The organism is Rhodobacter sp. SGA-6-6 (genome assembly GCF_011043545.1).
In the GTDB taxonomy this organism is placed as follows: Bacteria; Pseudomonadota; Alphaproteobacteria; order Rhodobacterales; family Rhodobacteraceae; genus Pseudogemmobacter.
Map to the genome: position 1 here is coordinate 153,046 of NZ_JAAKGP010000003.1, position 15,868 is coordinate 168,913.

Genomic DNA, 15,868 nt, shown 5'->3' on the forward strand with positions numbered 1-15,868 from the left:
TGCGTCCTTTTCGTTGACTGCCCGGAGCCCCGGTCAGAGCTGCGTCAGCAGGACATACCTGCCCTTCTCGCGCCGGACCAACTGGAACTCGCCTTCTTCTTCTTGGGGGGCATCATACACATTCGCCTCGGTCGCGGCGATAGCGCGCATCAGATTCTGCCGGATCGAGTCCGATTGGCCACTGTCCAGCGCATAGGCTTCCTGGAAGATCACCCTGGCCTCGCCGGTCTTGCCCTGCTCCATCAGCACCACGCCCAGGTTGTTCAGGGCGGGCACGAAGGTCGGGTCCTGCTCCAGCGCCCGGCGCAGAATCTTCTCGGCCTGGCCGAGACGGCCCAGCTTGAGGTTGGCCGAGCCCACGGCGGACAGCGTGTCGACATTGACGCCATGCTCGGCCGCCGCGCCGTAATAGGCCTTCAGCGCCAGTTCGTATTCGCCCGCCGCCATCAGCCGGTGGCCGACGATCAGCGGGTCGACCGCCTCGCCGCGCGGATTGACGCCGTAGGGAGTGTTCCGCGATGCGCCAAGGCCGCCCGCGTTTCCGCAGGCGGCCAGCAGGACCACAGTCAGAAGCGCGAGACCTGCTCTCGTCACGACAGCCCTTAATTCGTGTTCATCTGCCCCAGCATGGTGGCGATGCCATAGACCGACGGCCCGATCAGGATGATCATCAGCGGCGGCACGGTGAACATCATTGTGCCAAGAGTCAGCTTGGTCGGCAACATGTTCGCCTTCTCTTCGGCCCGCATCACCCGTTTGTCCCGCATGTCGGCAGAATAGACACGCAGCGCCTCGGCGATCGAGGTGCCGAAGGTGGCGGACTGCACCAGCGTGGTCACGAAGGAGGCCACGTCGGGGATGCCGACGCGTTCGGACATGTCCTTCAGCACCGTCACCCGTTCCTTGCCGGCCTTGACCTCGTGGCTGACCATATCGAATTCGTCGGCCAGGGCGGGATAGCCGGCGCGGCTTTCCTTCCCCACCCGGATGATCGCCTGGTCCAGCGACTGGCCGGCCTCGACGCAGACCAGCATCAGGTCCAGCGCATCGGGGAAGCCCTGGGTGATCTCGGTCTGGCGCTTGGTCATCCGCTTGTTGACCCAGTATTGCGGCAGGTAATAGCCAAGCGCGCCGGGCATCAGCGTGTAGAGGATCATCGACTGGGTCGAGACCTCCTCATTGGCCGATTTCAGCATGGCGTAGATCAGCCCCAGCGCCAGCAGGCCGATGCCGAGCACCAGCTTGGCGGCGTGGAACATGTGAACCGCGCTCTTGTCCGGGTAGCCCGCGCGCAGCAGCTTCAGCCGGATGGCCGACATCTCCTCGGCCTTCTGCGGTTCGAGGAAATGGGCGAATTTCTCCAGCTTCTCGGCCGTGCCGCCGGTGCCGCGGCGCAGGGCCCGGTCGTCGGCCTTGCCGGACCGCGCCTCGATCTTCAATTCCGAGAAGCGGTCGCGCTGCTTCTTCATCATGGTCGGCAGGGCGATCAGGATCAGCACCAGGCCGAGGAAGCCCACGGCGATCAGCGGGCCGAGCGGGCCGAGCGCGGAGACCAGCATCTCCTGGAGGGATGTGAACATGGCGGGACCTCAGACCTTGATGTTGACCATGACCTTCATGAAGATCACGTTGATGATCAGGAAGGCGAAGACGACCAGGGCCGCCGGAACGAAGGCGGCGGTCTCGCGCACCTCGTCGTAATAGTCGGGCTGGATGACGTTGATCATCACCAGCGCCAGGATCGGGAAGGCCGACAGGAACATGCCTGACCATTTCGCCTCGGCGGTGATGGCGCGGACCCGGCGGAACAGTTTGAACCGCGCGCGGATCACCTTGGCCAGCCCTTCCAGGATCTCGGCCAGGTTGCCGCCCGAGGTCTGCTGGATCGACACCGCCACCGCAAGGAAGCGCAGGTCCTGGCTGTCCATCCGCTCGGCGAAGGCTTTCAGGCTTTCGGCCACGTCGCGGCCATAGGCGGCCTCGTCGGCGATGACGCCGAATTCGCTACCCAGCGGATCGGGGATTTCCTTCGCCACGATGCCGATGGCGCTGCTGAACGGGTGGCCGACGCGCAAGGAACGCACCATCAGCTCCACCGCGTCGGGAAGCTGTTCCTCCAGTAGCGACATCCGCTTCTTGGCCTTGTTGTTGACCCAGAAATAGACCCCGCCGACGCCCATGCCGATGGAGACGATGGCCCGCACCGCCACTTCGGCCGAGGTGCCGACCGTCATCGCCAGGAAGGCGAAGGCCGACAGCCCCGCCATGATGCCGACCAGCGCCCTGGGCGAGAAGGCGATGTTCGCCCGCTGCGCCTTCTTGGCCAGGATGGAATAGAGCGGGATCGACTTCGAGTTCAGGTGCTGGCTCATCTCCTTGCGGAGCTGTTCCAGCACCTGTTCGCGGTTGCCGTTCTTCTCCAGCAGCGTCAGCCGCCGCGAGATGCGGTTGTTCAGGCTGATCGACTTGCCGAAGACGGTCAGGTAGAGGCCCTCGACGAGGACCACCACCGCCACGAAGATCATGATGTAGATGAGGGGGGCAGCGCTGATCTGCATGGCTTTGCCTTACACGATGGGTTCGTAGATCGACGGCGGCAGGTCGAAGCCCCACTGCCGGAAGCGGTCGGAATAGGCGGAACGGATGCCGGTGGCGTTGAAGCGGCCGATGATCTTGCCCGAAGGCTCGATCCCCAGCCGTTCGTAGCGGAACACTTCCTGCATCGAGATCACCTCGCCCTCCATCCCGGTGATCTCGGTGATCGAGACCATGCGGCGCGACCCGTCCTGCAGGCGGCTGGCCTGCACGATCAGGTTGACGGCGCTGGCGATCTGGCTGCGGACCGCCTTCAGCGGCATCTCGATCCCGGCCATGGCGACCATGTTTTCCAGACGGGAAATGCCGTCGCGCGGGTTGTTGGCGTGGATCGTGGTCATCGACCCGTCATGGCCGGTGTTCATCGCCTGCAGCATGTCGATCACTTCCTCGCCACGGGTTTCGCCGACGATGATCCGGTCGGGGCGCATCCGCAGCGCGTTGCGCAAGCAGTCGCGCTGCGTCACCGCGCCCTTGCCCTCGACGTTGGCCGGGCGGCTTTCCATCCGGCCGACATGGACCTGCTGCAGCTGAAGTTCCGCGGTGTCTTCGATGGTCAGCACCCGTTCGGCGTTGTCGATGAAGGACGACAGCGCGTTCAGCGTGGTGGTCTTGCCCGACCCGGTGCCGCCCGAGACGATGATGTTCAGCCGGCAGCTGACCGCGGCCTGAAGATAGGCCGCCATCTCCTCGGTGAAGGCGCCGAAGCGGACCAGGTCCTCGATCTTCAGCTTTTCCTTCTTGAACTTTCGGATCGAGACCAGCGACCCGTCCACCGCCACCGGCGGCACCATGCAGTTGAAGCGCGACCCGTCGGCAAGGCGGGCGTCGCAATAGGGGTTGGATTCGTCGACCCGCCGGCCCACGGCCGAGACGATCTTGTCGATGATCCGCAACAGGTGGCGTTCGTCGCGGAAGGTCACGTCGGTCAGTTGCAGCTTGCCCGCGCGTTCCACGAAGACCCGGTTCGGCCCGTTGACCAGGATGTCGTTGACCGTCTCGTCCTTCAACAGCGGCTCCAGCGGGCCGAGGCCCATCACCTCGTCGTAAAGCTCTTGCACCAGGGTGCTGCGGTCGTCCTTGTTCAGCGCGACCGACATCTCGTCCAGCGCCTCGGAGGCGAGGGCGGAGATTTCCGACTTCAGGCTCTGCTCGCTGGCATGTTCCAGCGCGGAAAGGTTCAGCGTCTCCAGAAGCCGCTTGTGCAGCTCCAGCTTCAGCTCCATCAGCCGGGTCTTGCGCTTGGCCTCCTTGTCGGCGGCCACCGCCTCGGCGGGGCTGCGGGCCGCGGCGGAGGGCACCGCGCGCATGGCGGTGACCGGCGCGGCCGAGGGCTTCGGGGCCGAAGGGGCGGGCCCGGCGGCCGCGGGTGCGGCGGGCCGGGCGGGAAGGTTGTCTTTCTTGAAACGGCTGAACATCTTTATCAAACCCCTTGGGTCACATGGCCCGGATCACTTGCCCCTGCCGGTCTCGGCCGCCTTGTTCAGGTCGTGCAGCGACTTGGCGAGTTTCTGCAGCTCCTTGCGGAGCGGGTTCTTGGCGGCGCTGGTCGCCAGCGGCAGACCGTGGTCGTTGGCCTGCGTCACCTGCGCGCCGCCGTCGGGCAGCTGCACCTCGATGTCGATGTCCAGGCTTTCCGCCATCCGCTTGACCCGGCTTTTCGCCGACAGGTCGGTGAACTTCGGCGCGCGGTTCAGCACGTAGCGCAGCTTCTCGTGCGGCAGGCCCTCGGCCTTCAGCGCGCGGACGAAGCGCAGGATGTTCTGGGCCGAGCGCAGGTCCAGCTCCAGCATGGCGAAATAGACATGCGCCCGGGTCAGCACGGCCTCGGTCCATTGCACCACGGTCGTGGGCATGTCGATGATGACGAAATCGAAATTCGCCAGCGCCAGATCGACCAGCCGCCCCAGATCCTCGCCCGAGATGATGTCGAGCGGCAGCATGTCCGAGGGCGCGGTGAAGACATGCAGCCGGTCGTTGTAGGTCTGCATGGTCTTGATCAGGCTGTCGGCATCGGCGGCGGTCGGGTCGGTCAGGACCTCGAAGATCGCCTCCTTGCGCGGCAGGTCCAGATAGGTCGCGGCAGAGCCATACTGGAAGTTCAGGTCCATCAGGCAGACGCGCGGGGCGTCCTTCTCCACCGTCGCCAGTTCCCAAGCCAGGTTCACCGCGAAGGTCGAGGTGCCGCAGCCCCCCGCCATGCCGTGCACCGGCAGCAGAACGCCCTGCCGGTCGCCCTTGGCCTTGAAGCTGGGGGCGGGGGCCGGCTCTTCGGCCGGGGCCGCGACCGGCGCGGGTTCGGGGTCGGGGCGGCGGATGCGTTCCACCGCGTCGTGCAGGGCGCCTTCGGGCAGGGGATAAGGCACGAAATCGTCGGCCCCGAGGCGCATCAGCTGATGCAGCGCCATCGGGCTGACCTCGTTCGCCACCAGGATCACCTTGACCTTGCCGGCCTTGGCCTTGCGGATCACGTCGCCGACGCGGGTCAGGTCGCCCTCGTCGTCGGCATCGACGGCGATGGCGATGAATTCCAGCGTCGCCGCATCCGGCTGGTCCAGGAACAGGATCGCGTCCTCGAAGCCCAGGTCGCCCCAGGCTTCGCCCAGTTCGGCCTCCATGTCGTCGATCAGGATCTCGAAGTTCTGCACGTCGCGCGATACGGTGCACGCGACGATGGGCGCCGGGTCGGGTTGCAGGGTTGCCACGCTCGTCATCAGCCTCACGTCCTTTCAAGACGGCCTCGCAAGGCATCGGCCTGCCACAGGATTGTGGCGAAACTCGTGCAATGCCCCGGATGCCGCGCGGCAGATTCCCGCCGCGGCCGTTTCCATTGCTCCCAAAGTGTCTGCGGATAACGGCGAGATTGGGGCCGGAATGGCGTCAATCCTTGAAATTTGCGCGCCGGGGATGCGGCCGAACGACGAAGGCCGGGCGCTGCCTGCGCCCGGCCTTGCTGTCGATTCCCGGCCCGTGGCGCGGATCAGCCGTCGGGCTTGGTCTCGGTCACGATGGTGGTGTTGCCGGGATGCGGCCGCTCGGCCAGTTCGGTGGTATAGGTCCGCCAGATGATCGCGGCATATTTGCCGTTCAGCACCAGCGGGTGGCTGGAGACGAAGCCCGAGACCTCGGTCACCGTGCGGCGGTTGCGCACTTCCGGCTGGTTGGTCTGGATCAGCGGCCGGGTCTTGCCGTAGCTGACCACCGCCTCCAGCCGCGACCGGGAAATGCCCTTGCCGACCAGATAGTTGACCACCGCCTTCGCCCGCCGCAGGCCGAGGTTGTAGTTGTAGCCCTGGCTGCCCACCAGATCGGTATGGCCGAAGACCTTGAACCGCACCTCGGGGAACTGCTTGATGAAATTGGCCTGCGCGTCGAGAATCCTCATCGCCTCGGGCGAGAGGTCGGCGCGGTTGAAGGCGAAGTTCACCGTGTCCGGCACCTCGTTGGCGAAGCGCTGCGCCAGGGCGATGGTGTATTCCATCTGCCCGGACTGCAGCAGCGTGTTGTGCATGGTGGCATTGCCGAACTGGCCCTTGTCGACCTCGGCCCCCAGCTCCTGGTCGAAGCTGGTGGACGTGTCGCCGCAGGCGGCCAGCGCCAGAAGCGGGACGGAGGCCAGAAGGATCGGAAGCTTGCGGCTCATCGGCTCACTCCATCACATAGCCGTAGGAGGTGGAGAAGTCCTGCTTCGCCACTTCGCCCGCCGCGCCCTTCGGGGTCTTGGCCACATCGCCGAACAGGAACAGCTCGCGCTCGGTCGGGATGCGGACGCGGTCGGTCGGCAGGGCCAGCGCCTCGCCGTTGACCGGGGTCACCAGATGCGGGGTGACGATGATCACCAGCTCGGACTGCGCGCGCTGGTATTCGGCGCTGCGGAAGAGGGCGCCGATGATCGGCACGTCGCCCAGCCATGGCACCTGGCCGTTCAGGTCGCGGAAGTCGTCCTGCAACAGGCCGGCGATGGCAAAGCTCTCGCCGTCGCGCATCTCCACCGTGGTCGAGGTCTCGCGCCGCTTGAAGGCGTTGATGGCGAAGCCGTTCGCCTCCAGCGAGGTGGTCGAGTCGATCGAGCTGACGGCGGCGTTGATCGTCAGGTTGATGATGTCGCCGTCCACCACCACCGGGGTGAAGTTCAGCTCCACCCCGAAGGGCTTGTATTCGATGCCGATCTGGCCTTCGCCGGCCGCGACCGGGATCGGGTATTCGCCGCCCGCAAGGAACTTGGCCTCCTGTCCCGACAGCGCAGTCAGGTTCGGCTCGGCCAGGGTGCGGACCATGCCCTTCGATTCCAGCGCCTCCAGCAGGACGCCGAATTCGAAGGCGCCGGCGGTGAAGCCCAGGAGCATGGCGCTGTTGGCGGAATCGCGGGTGGTGATCGGGGTGGTGCCGAGGGCGTTGCCGGGCTCCAGCCAGGTGCCGGTCTCCACCCCGCCGCCGACCGTGCCGCTGTTCGAGTTGATCGCCAGCGAGGAGGACAGGTTCTTCGACACCGACCGCTGCATCTCGGCAAAGCGGACCTTCAGCATCACCTGCTGGGTGCCGCCGACCACCATCAGGTTCGACACCCGGTCCGGCGCGTAGCGGTTGGCCAGGTCCAGCGCCCGGTCCAGCTTGGCGGTGGAGGAGACCACGCCCGACAGCACGATGCCGTCGTTGGCGGTGCGCACCTCGATCTTCTCGCCCGGCAGGATCTGCTGCAGGCGTTCCTTGAACTCGGCGATGTCGGGGGTGACGTGGACATCCACGTTGGAGATCAGCTTGCCGTCCGGCGACAACAGCGTCAGCGTCGTCCGCCCCGGCGCCTTGCCGAGGACGTAGATCGAGCGGTCCGAGAGGGTGGAGATGTCGGCGATCCCAGGGTTGGCGATGGAAAGCTCGGCGAAGGGCACGTCACTCTCGACCACAACCGCGCGGTTCATCGGCACGTTCAGCGCCGAGGAGGCCTGACCCGTGGCGACCCGAAGGACCTCTGCACCCGCCGGCGTCAGCGCCGCCGTGGCCAGGGCCGCGCCCAATGCGCCGGCTGCAAGGATTGTCTTCATGCTCATGGTGATCTGCCCTTTCGATCACGCCTCGGGATGGGTCTTGTCGCCCAAATTCCGCCCCAATTTGCCGGAAGCGGTGTTTTTTTGCAAGAATCAAGTGTTTGGGGGCCGTTCTTTATGTGGATAACCGGCAACAGCCCGCAAAGCTTGGTGAAGCGGATCGGGCGCAGGCCCCAGATGATGTGGTCCGCGCCCGGCCTTCGGCCTTGATCAGTTGGTGCAGGGGATCGGGATTTCCACCACGTCGGCGCCCTTGCGGGTCTTGATGGTGCATTGCTCCTCGGCCTCGACCTGCACCACTTCCTGTCTCTCGATACCCAGGAGCTTGTCGCCGTCGACCTCGACCAAGCCGGCCACCTGATCGGCGGAATCGGCCACCAGCGACATCGACAGCTGCCCCGTCGCCTGCGCCTGCGCCAGCCGCGCCACCTGCTCGGGCGTCGCCGCCACGGTCACGGTATTGGCGGTGCCGCCCAGCGACTGGCCCTCGCCCGAGGCTTGGTCCACCGCGATCACCCGGATCGCGCTTTCGATCAGCCGCGTGACCTCGCCGTTGACGCTGCCGCCGCCGACCCCGGTCCAGTAGATGTCGATATAATTCTCCGGCATTACGAAATCCGCCACGCCGGAGGAGGAACTGACCTTGATCTGGAAGGCCCGCATCCCCTTTTCCAGCTTGCCGGTCAGCCCGGCCACCTGGCCCGGCTCGGTCACGCGGCTGGCCAGCAGAATTTCGTGCGGCTCCATCGAGCGCATGATGTAGCGCGGCTTGTCGACGGTCTCGGGGAACAAGGGGCCGGTCGGCGTCTGCACCACGACCTCGCCTTCCTGGGCCGGGACGGCGGGCTTGTATTCCACGGTCTCGCCCTCGCGCGGGACGACATAGGCGCCGGCGGGCAGGAACCTCTCCTGCACGTAAAGCACCTCGACATCGTCCTTGGTCAGCGGATCGCCGAACTTCATCGGCTTGTTGATCGCGTAGACCTGCACCAGCCGGCCCGTCTCACGCTGCAGGGCCTGGGCCCGGGCCACCGCGGCCTGGGACTGGCCCACGTAGCTTTGCGCCATGTAGACGGCGACGCCCGCAAGCGCCATGCCGACCACCAGCACGAGTGCAAAGACTGCTCGCATTCCCGTTACCCCTATACATCCCCGAAGCGCGGCCCTGCCGCTTTCCGGTGCTACCCATCCGGCGCGTGCGGGATTGCCGCGCCTTGTCCTTCACTTCCGCGCCGTCGCCCGTCGGCCGCCGCGTCCGCCGGTCCCTCGCTACTCGATGAACTGGCCGTATTCCGAAACCTTGACGCCGATGCTTTCCGAGACCCCGACAAGGGCATTGCGCATGGGCGTCAGCAGCAGGATGACCTGGATGCCGACGATCAGCGCCGTCAGCACCACCCAGTCCACCGTGATCGCACCGTCTTCCGACCTGGCGAAGGCCCTGACGAGGTTCCGCATCTCTCTCTCCGTCCCGTTGCGCGGGGTCGTGCGTCCCGCCTCAAACCAGTTTTCTGCGCAGTGATTGCGGCGAAATTTTGCAGGCCCGGCGGGCTTTTCGCGGCGTTTTCGCCGGATCGGGCCTATCGCTCCTGCAAGACGAGGGCCGCGCCTTCCTTTCGGAAGCGCGGCCCGTTCCGGCTTGGCCCTTGGGCCAGGCGTCCCCGATTACGGGGTGGTGCCGAAGCTGTCGTCGGCCTTGCCGATCTCGGTGGCGATCGAGGTCGAGAGGTTCGAGATCGCCGGCTTGATGGCGGCCATGACGATCAGGCCCAGGCCGACGATGGCGGCGGTCAGCACGACCCAGTCCACGGTCACGGCGCCGTCTTCGTCTTTCTGGAAACGCTTCAGCAGGTTCAGAGCTTTCATTTCGGTGTCCCTTTCCAAGGTGCTCAGGTTTTCACTCATCCGTGGCGGTCTGTCCGGTCTGGCCTCTGTTCCGCGCCGGTCCCGCTTGGGATGTCCCCATATGGCCCCCCAATCGTGGCGGCAGTTGGGAAGGAATCCCGGGGTTTGCGGCGGAAATGGGGAATCTTTGGGGTTTCTGCGAAACGGTGGGATTTGATCGTTTCCGCGTTCCGCGGGCAGCTCCTGCCCTTCGGGCGGGCGGACGGCAGGCGGTTCGCCCCTTTGAACAGACGAGGGCCGCGCCTTCCTTTCGGAAGCGCGGCCCGTTCCGGCTTGGCCCTTGGGCCAGGCGTTCCCGATTACGGGGTGGTGCCGAAGCTGTCGTCGGCCTTGCCGATCTCGGTGGCGATCGAGGTCGAGAGGTTCGAGATCGCCGGCTTGATGGCGGCCATGACGATCAGGCCCAGGCCGACGATGGCGGCGGTCAGCACGACCCAGTCCACGGTCACGGCGCCGTCTTCGTCTTTCTGGAAACGCTTCAGCAGGTTCAGAGCTTTCATTTCGGTGTCCCTTTCCAAGGTGCTCAGGTTTTCACTCATCCGTGGCGGTCTGTCCGGTCCGGCCTCTGTTCCGCGCCGGTCCCGCTTGGGATGTCCCCATATGGCCCCCCAATCGTGGCGGGCTTTTGCTGCGATCGGGGCCTTTTCACGCAATCGAGAGATTCTTCCGGCAGAATTCATAACTCATTGAATATTAAAGATTCATTTTTAGGAACCGTCTCTGCCGCTGCTCCCATCCCCGTGGTTTTTCGGTCAAATCTGGCGGAAATGCCATTTTCCGGCGGCGATTCCCCTTTGCGGACGGGAGATTCTCTGCAACCTTCCCGGCAAAAGAAGAACAAGAGCAGGCAGCCCGCAGATGCGGATCACGACAGGCGCGTTCCTGGCGATTCTGTCCCTGGCCGTGCCGGCGATCCCGGCCGCGGCGCAGGAGGATTTCACCTTCCGCCGCATCAAGGCCAGCGACCGGGTCTCGGGCAAGCTGATCACCGTGCAGATCGACCCCGAGGAACAGGCCCGCCGGCTGGCCGCCACCGCCTGGAAGGACCCGGCGCTGAAATCCGAGGAGCCCGCGCCCCCGGGCGCCGACGGCACCCCCGCGCCGGCGCCGAAGTCGAACTACGCCTGGTTCTGGGAAATGATCCCCCCGGGCATCGCCGAGGTCTCCGGCCGCTATCCCGCTGCCATGGCCGCGCTGAGCCAGGGGCCGGGCAGGGCGCAGGTGGCCGCGCCGCGGATGCAGTCGATGCAGACCCTGGCCGAGATCTACGGCAAGGACATCCTCGGCGCGACGGTCGGCACCCGGGTCTCGCCCGCGCTGGTGCTGGCGGTGATGGGGATCGAAAGCGCCGGCCGCAAGGATGCGGTCAGCAGCGCCGGGGCGACCGGGCTTATGCAGCTGATGCCCGCCACCGCCGAGCGCTTCGGCGTCTCGGACAGCACCGACCCGGTGCAGAACATCAAGGGCGGCGTCGCCTATCTCGACTGGCTGATGGGCGAATTCAACGGCGACCCGCTGATGGTGCTGGCCGCCTACAACGCCGGCGAGGGCGCGGTGCGCGCCAACCAGGGCGTGCCGCCCTATGCCGAGACCCGCGACTACGTGCCAAAGGTGCTGGCCGCCTGGCAGGTGGCGCAGGGCCTGTGCCAGACCCCGCCGGAACTGGTCGGCGACCCTTGCGTGTTCAAGATCCTCCTCGCCGGCGGCTGAGGCACGACTTTTCTGCGAAAAGTCAGGGGGCGCCGCCCCCTCGGCCTGCGGCCTCACCCCCGGGATATTTTTCTCCAGAAAGAGCAGAAGGCGGACGCGCCCCGACGGGGGATTGCTCCAGCCGCGGGGCGCGCCTCTTCCTGGAGCGGTCATCGGCTTCCCAGCCTGCACCGCAGGGGCAGACTGCGGCAGCCGGGGTTAAGGGGGTCTTAACGGCCCCTCTTTCTGGATGAAAATATCCCGGGGGTGAGCCCGGAACGGGCGAGGGGGCAGCGCCCCCTGCGACCTGTCAACCGGCGAACACGTCCGCCCATTCGGGATGCTTCAGGCTCTGCGCCTTCACGAAGGGGCAGAGCGGCACGATCTTGAACCCCTCCGCCCGTGCTGCCGCCACCAGGGCCTGCACCAGCGCCAGCCCGGCGCCGGTGCCGCGGAAGCTGTCGGGCACGCCGGTGTGGTCGGCGATGACCAGCGCGGGGGTGGTGACGGAATAGGTCAGCTCCGCCTCCTCGCCGCCGCGGCGGATGACGAAGCGACCGCGGCTCTCCCCGTGTTCGCGGCCGACCTGATGAGCCTCAGACAAGGGTCGCCTCCGTCGCGGCCCGCAGTTCGGCCTCGGTCACGCCCGGCGCCAGTTCCACCAGCTTCAGCCCCCCCGGCACCACGTCGAGGACGCCGAGGTTGGTGATGATCCGGTTCACCACCGCCTTGCCGGTCAGCGGCAGGGTGCATTGCTTCAGCACCTTCGACTCGCCGTGCTTGGAGGTGTGGTCCATCACCACCACCACCCGGCCGACGCCCGCCACCAGGTCCATCGCCCCGCCCATCCCCTTGACCAGCTTGCCCGGGATCATCCAGTTCGCCAGGTCGCCGTTCTCGGCCACTTCCATCGCGCCGAGGATCGCCATGGCGATCTTGCCGCCGCGGATCATGGCGAAGGAGGTCGCCGAATCGAAATAGGCGGTCTGCGGCAGTTCGGTGATGGTCTGCTTGCCGGCGTTGATCAGGTCGGGGTCTTCCTCGCCCTCATAGGGAAACGGTCCCATCCCCAGCATCCCGTTCTCCGACTGCAGGGTGACGTTCACCCCTTGCGGAATGTAGTTGGCCACCAGCGTCGGGATGCCGATGCCGAGGTTGACATACCAGCCGTCCTGCAGCTCCTGCGCCGCCCGCGCCGCAATGCCGTTGCGGTCCCAGCCCTTCGCTTCCGACATCACACCGCCTCCCGCTTGCGCACCGTGCGCTGTTCGATCCGTTTCTCGTGTTTTCCGGCGACGATGCGGTGGACATAGATCCCCGGCAGGTGGATCGCATCGGGATCCAGCGACCCGAGCGGCACGATCTCCTCCACCTCCACCACGCAGGTGCGCCCGCAGGTCGCCGCCGGCACGTTGAAGTTCCGCGCGGTCTTGCGGAAGACCAGGTTGCCCGAGGGATCGGCCTTCCAGGCCTTCACGATCGACAGGTCGGCGACGATGCCGCGCTCCAGGATATAGGTGCGGCCGTCGAAGTCGTGGTGTTCCTTGCCCTCGGCGATCACCGTGCCGACGCCGGTGGCGGTGTAGAAGCCGGGGATGCCGGCGCCGCCCGCCCGCATCCGCTCGGCCAGCGTGCCCTGCGGGTTGAATTCCAGCTCCAGCTCGCCGCTCAGATACTGGCGCATGAATTCCGCGTTCTCGCCGACGTAGGAGGAGATCATCTTGCGGATCTGCCGTGTCTCCAGCAGCACCCCGAGCCCGAAGCCGTCGACGCCGGCGTTGTTCGAGGCCACCGTCAGCTCCTTGACGCCGGAGTCGCGGATCGCCGCGATCAGCAGCTCCGGGATGCCGCAGAGGCCGAAGCCCCCGGCCGCGATCAGCATTCCGTCGCCGAGAAGCCCCTCAAGCGCCGCCCCGGCGCTCGGATAGACCTTGTTCATGGATATCCCCCGCAAACTCCTGGCCCCATAAAGAGGGCCATGCGCGGGCTTGTCAATTGCCGCGCCGCGGCATCCGGGAAGCGGAAAACGACAGCAGGCCCGGGAAGGGCTTCCCCCGGCCCGCAGCTTCGCTATGGTGCGCCGCGCCCGCCCGCGTGGTGGAATGGTAGACACATGGGACTTAAACTCCCTGGGCCGCAAGGCCGTGCCGGTTCGAGTCCGGCCGCGGGCACCAGCTTGCCGGTTTTGCGGCGCGGGGCGGGAACATCCTCCGGCCTTCGCTGTTGTCGGGGCGAAGCCGAGGGAGGCCCCCATGATCCAGCATCCCAAACCGCCGACGGACCCGGTTCCGCCGCCGCCCGATCCCGATCCGCCGCCCACCGCCATCCGCCGCTCCGGCATCGCCCACAACCCGGCGCGGGACTGCCGCGGCAGGATCGACCATCAGGCCGACGCGCAGGAGCAGCTGCTGCAGGCCCGCTAGCCGGGGCGCACGTCGGCTACAGCGTCTCCTTCACCGCCTCCATCGCCACATAGGTCGAGGTGGAGGCGACATGGGGCAGGGCGCTGATCCGCTCGGCCAGCACGCGGCGGTAGTCGGCGATGTCGGCGGTGCGCACCTTCAGCAGATAGTCGAAGCGGCTGGCGATCATGTGGCATTGCTCGATCTCGGGCACCGCCAGCACCGCCTTGTTGAACGCCCGCAACGCCGCCTCGCGGGTGTCGCTGAGCCGCACCTCGACGAAGGCGACATGGGCCTGCCCCATCCGCACCGGATCGAGGATCACCCGGTAGCCTGCGATCACCCCCGCCTCCTCCAGCCGCTTCATCCGCGCCTGGGTCGGGCTTTTCGACAGGCCGATGCGGCGGGCCAGTTCGGTGGCGCTGATCCGCCCCTCGGCGGACAGCACCGCAAGGATCGCCCGGTCGAAACGGTCCAGCTCCTCCTTGCCCGGTCGCATCCCGCCCTCCCGCCGACGCCTGCGCCATTGTGGAAGGGCGGGGCGGCGGCTGCAAGCGGCGGGATTGTCCGGCAAAGCCGCGGCAATCGCCCGGAAATGCCCCGACCCCCGCCCAGTTTCGCCACATTCCGCTGACAGACAGGCCCGCGGCGGCCGGCACAGACCGCGGGACGACAGGCAGGGGAAGAGACAGGCATGGACTATACCGCGATCCTGATTCTGGCGTGCATCTTCATCCCGCTGGAGCGCCTGCTGCCCCTGCACCACGACCAGCCGATCCTGCGGCGCGACTGGGCGAACGACCTGATCTACCTGCTTTTCAACGGTTTCCTGGTGCGGGCCGGGTCGATCCTGGTTCTGGGCGGGGTGATGGCCAGCTGGACCCACTGGGTGCCGGCGGAGGCGACCGCCTGGACGCGGGGCCTGCCGCTCTGGGCGCAGGTGATCGGCGTGATCGTCGTGGCCGACATCGGCTATTACACCGCGCATCGGTTGTCGCACGGCATTCCCTTCCTGTGGAAGTTCCACTCCGTGCACCACAGCATCGAGGAGATGGACTGGCTGGCCTCGCACCGCGTCCATCCCTTCGACCAGATCTGGACCAATGCGCTGTCGCTGCTGCCGGTCTATTTCCTGGGCTTCTCGGCCCCGGCGGTGGCGATCTTCAGCTTGATCTACCACGTCCAGGCGCTGCTGCTGCATTCCAACCTGCGCATCACCTTCGGGCCGCTGAAATGGCTGATCGCCTCGCCCGAATACCATCACTGGCACCATGCCGACCAGCGCGAGGCCTACAACCGCAACTTCGCCGCCCAGCTGTCGCTGATCGACGTGGTGGCGGGCACCATGTTCCTGCCGCGGCACCGGCCCGAGCGCTATGGCGTCTCCGACCCGGTGCCCCGGTCCTACCCCCTCCAGCTTCTCTATCCCTTTGCGGCCCTGCTGAAGGCGCGCCGCAAGCAGACAAACACGAAAGGTGCGACCCATGAACAGAACGCTTGAAGACCGCCTCGGAATGGGCCTGCTGCTGATCGTGTTCGGCTGGCTGCTGGTCAGGTCCCTGAAAGGGATGGCGGCCCTCGTCGCCGCGCATGACACGGTGCCGATGTGGGAGCTGATCCTGCTCTCGCGCGTCTCGAACCTGGTCTTCCTGGGCATGATCGTGTGGTTCACCGCCACCCGCCTGCCCGCCCGCAACGCCGCCACCGGGCTGATGCCGCGGCTGGTGGCCATTGCCGGCACCTTCGTGATGATGCTGGTCGCCGTCGCCGCGCCGGTCGAGGTCGGCCCGGTGCAGCGCGTGGTCTCGACGGTGCTGGTCGTCCTCGGCACCGTGCTGTCGATCCTGTGCCTGACGCGGCTCGGCCGGTCGTTCTCGGTCGTGGCCTCGGCGCGGGCGCTGGTCACCGCCGGCCCCTATCGCATCGTGCGCCATCCGCTCTATGCCGCCGAACTGGTGGCGGTGCTGGGGGTGACGATGTCGAACGGCTCGGCCGCTGCCTATGCGCTCGGCCTGTCCTGCCTGGCGTTCCAGATCGCCCGGGCGCGGCTGGAGGAAAAGGTGCTGGCCGAGACCTTCCCGGAATATGCCGGTTATGCCCGGCGGGTGCCGATGCTGATCCCCGGCCTGAACGGCCTGCTGCCGCGGCGCGCGGCGCCGGTGGGCGAAAGCGCCTGAGCCTTTCCGCGACTCCGGCCGGTCCGGCCCTGACCCGCGGCGCCCCACCGGCGCT

19 protein-coding genes and 1 tRNA gene are annotated in these 15,868 nt (G+C 66.8%); 6 read left to right on the forward strand and 14 right to left on the reverse strand.

Features of this window, described 5'->3' with window-relative positions; translation table 11 throughout:
- Positions 1–33: 33 nt before the first annotated feature.
- The 8 genes from G5B31_RS07190 to cpaB form a co-directional block, all read right to left on the reverse strand.
- A complete protein-coding gene (locus tag G5B31_RS07190; protein ID WP_394352120.1) occupies positions 34–594 on the reverse strand; it encodes a tetratricopeptide repeat protein in 561 nt (186 codons plus the stop codon).
- An 8-nt stretch (positions 595–602) separates the two neighbouring features.
- Positions 603–1,580, reverse strand: coding sequence for a type II secretion system F family protein (locus tag G5B31_RS07195; RefSeq protein WP_165015314.1), 978 nt, complete (start codon positions 1,578–1,580; stop codon positions 603–605).
- A gap of 9 nt (positions 1,581–1,589) precedes the next feature.
- Positions 1,590–2,558 carry a type II secretion system F family protein gene (locus G5B31_RS07200; RefSeq protein ID WP_165015316.1) on the reverse strand — a complete coding sequence of 323 codons (969 nt, stop codon included), beginning with the start codon at positions 2,556–2,558 and terminating at the stop codon, positions 1,590–1,592.
- Positions 2,559–2,567: 9 nt separating this feature from the next.
- The gene (locus G5B31_RS07205) at positions 2,568–4,013 is read right to left on the reverse strand and encodes a CpaF family protein (RefSeq protein WP_165015319.1); all 1,446 of its coding nucleotides are present in this window, start codon (positions 4,011–4,013) and stop codon (positions 2,568–2,570) included.
- A 33-nt stretch (positions 4,014–4,046) separates the two neighbouring features.
- Positions 4,047–5,309: an AAA family ATPase gene (locus tag G5B31_RS07210; protein WP_165015321.1), complete on the reverse strand. Its 1,263-nt coding sequence runs from the start codon at positions 5,307–5,309 to the stop codon at positions 4,047–4,049.
- Positions 5,310–5,575: 266 nt separating this feature from the next.
- Positions 5,576–6,238 carry an OmpA family protein gene (locus G5B31_RS07215; protein WP_165015324.1) on the reverse strand — a complete coding sequence of 221 codons (663 nt, stop codon included), beginning with the start codon at positions 6,236–6,238 and terminating at the stop codon, positions 5,576–5,578.
- A gap of 4 nt (positions 6,239–6,242) precedes the next feature.
- A complete protein-coding gene (locus G5B31_RS07220; RefSeq protein ID WP_165015327.1) occupies positions 6,243–7,643 on the reverse strand; it encodes a type II and III secretion system protein family protein in 1,401 nt (466 codons plus the stop codon).
- A gap of 207 nt (positions 7,644–7,850) precedes the next feature.
- Complete coding sequence (gene cpaB, locus G5B31_RS07225) at positions 7,851–8,771, reverse strand: Flp pilus assembly protein CpaB (RefSeq protein ID WP_165015330.1); 921 nt, start codon at positions 8,769–8,771, stop codon at positions 7,851–7,853.
- 178 nt (positions 8,772–8,949) lie between these two features.
- Here cpaB and G5B31_RS21500 point away from each other — a divergent pair, with 178 nt between their 5' ends.
- A complete protein-coding gene (locus tag G5B31_RS21500; RefSeq protein WP_394352121.1) occupies positions 8,950–9,162 on the forward strand; it encodes a hypothetical protein in 213 nt (70 codons plus the stop codon).
- Positions 9,163–9,305: 143 nt separating this feature from the next.
- On the opposite strand, the gene G5B31_RS07235 is transcribed toward G5B31_RS21500, so the two are convergent.
- Complete coding sequence (locus G5B31_RS07235; RefSeq protein WP_165015336.1) at positions 9,306–9,506, reverse strand: Flp family type IVb pilin; 201 nt, start codon at positions 9,504–9,506, stop codon at positions 9,306–9,308.
- Positions 9,507–9,844: 338 nt separating this feature from the next.
- On the reverse strand, positions 9,845–10,045 hold the full coding sequence (locus G5B31_RS07240; RefSeq protein WP_165015336.1) for a Flp family type IVb pilin: 201 nt from the start codon (positions 10,043–10,045) through the stop codon (positions 9,845–9,847).
- Positions 10,046–10,403: 358 nt separating this feature from the next.
- On the opposite strand from G5B31_RS07240, the gene G5B31_RS07245 reads away from it, so the two are divergent.
- Positions 10,404–11,255, forward strand: coding sequence for a lytic transglycosylase domain-containing protein (locus G5B31_RS07245; RefSeq protein ID WP_165015339.1), 852 nt, complete (start codon positions 10,404–10,406; stop codon positions 11,253–11,255).
- Between the two features lie 289 nt (positions 11,256–11,544).
- On the opposite strand, the gene G5B31_RS07250 is transcribed toward G5B31_RS07245, so the two are convergent.
- Genes G5B31_RS07250 through G5B31_RS07260 form a run of 3 tightly spaced genes read right to left on the reverse strand, consistent with a single transcriptional unit; the run spans position 11,545 to position 13,173 of the window.
- Positions 11,545–11,838, reverse strand: a complete 294-nt coding sequence (locus G5B31_RS07250) for a GNAT family N-acetyltransferase (protein WP_165015342.1) — start codon at positions 11,836–11,838, stop codon at positions 11,545–11,547.
- Positions 11,831–12,469, reverse strand: coding sequence for a CoA transferase subunit B (locus tag G5B31_RS07255; RefSeq protein WP_165015344.1), 639 nt, complete (start codon positions 12,467–12,469; stop codon positions 11,831–11,833). The genes G5B31_RS07250 and G5B31_RS07255 overlap by 8 nt, the downstream gene beginning before the upstream one ends.
- The gene (locus G5B31_RS07260; RefSeq protein ID WP_165015347.1) at positions 12,469–13,173 is read right to left on the reverse strand and encodes a CoA transferase subunit A; all 705 of its coding nucleotides are present in this window, start codon (positions 13,171–13,173) and stop codon (positions 12,469–12,471) included. Before G5B31_RS07260 ends, G5B31_RS07255 begins: the two co-directional genes overlap by 1 nt.
- A 149-nt stretch (positions 13,174–13,322) precedes the next feature.
- Here G5B31_RS07260 and G5B31_RS07265 point away from each other — a divergent pair.
- Positions 13,323–13,408 (forward strand) — tRNA-Leu (locus G5B31_RS07265).
- Between the two features lie 78 nt (positions 13,409–13,486).
- On the forward strand, positions 13,487–13,657 hold the full coding sequence (locus tag G5B31_RS07270; RefSeq protein ID WP_165015350.1) for a hypothetical protein: 171 nt from the start codon (positions 13,487–13,489) through the stop codon (positions 13,655–13,657).
- A 16-nt stretch (positions 13,658–13,673) separates the two neighbouring features.
- On the opposite strand, the gene G5B31_RS07275 is transcribed toward G5B31_RS07270, so the two are convergent.
- Entirely contained in the window at positions 13,674–14,135 is a 462-nt protein-coding gene (locus G5B31_RS07275) for an Lrp/AsnC family transcriptional regulator (RefSeq protein WP_165015353.1), read from the reverse strand.
- A gap of 195 nt (positions 14,136–14,330) precedes the next feature.
- Here G5B31_RS07275 and G5B31_RS07280 point away from each other — a divergent pair, with 195 nt between their 5' ends.
- Positions 14,331–15,137 carry a sterol desaturase family protein gene (locus tag G5B31_RS07280; protein WP_165015356.1) on the forward strand — a complete coding sequence of 269 codons (807 nt, stop codon included), beginning with the start codon at positions 14,331–14,333 and terminating at the stop codon, positions 15,135–15,137.
- On the forward strand, positions 15,121–15,813 hold the full coding sequence (locus tag G5B31_RS07285) for an isoprenylcysteine carboxylmethyltransferase family protein (protein ID WP_165015359.1): 693 nt from the start codon (positions 15,121–15,123) through the stop codon (positions 15,811–15,813). The genes G5B31_RS07280 and G5B31_RS07285 overlap by 17 nt, the downstream gene beginning before the upstream one ends.
- Positions 15,814–15,868 lie beyond the last annotated feature (55 nt).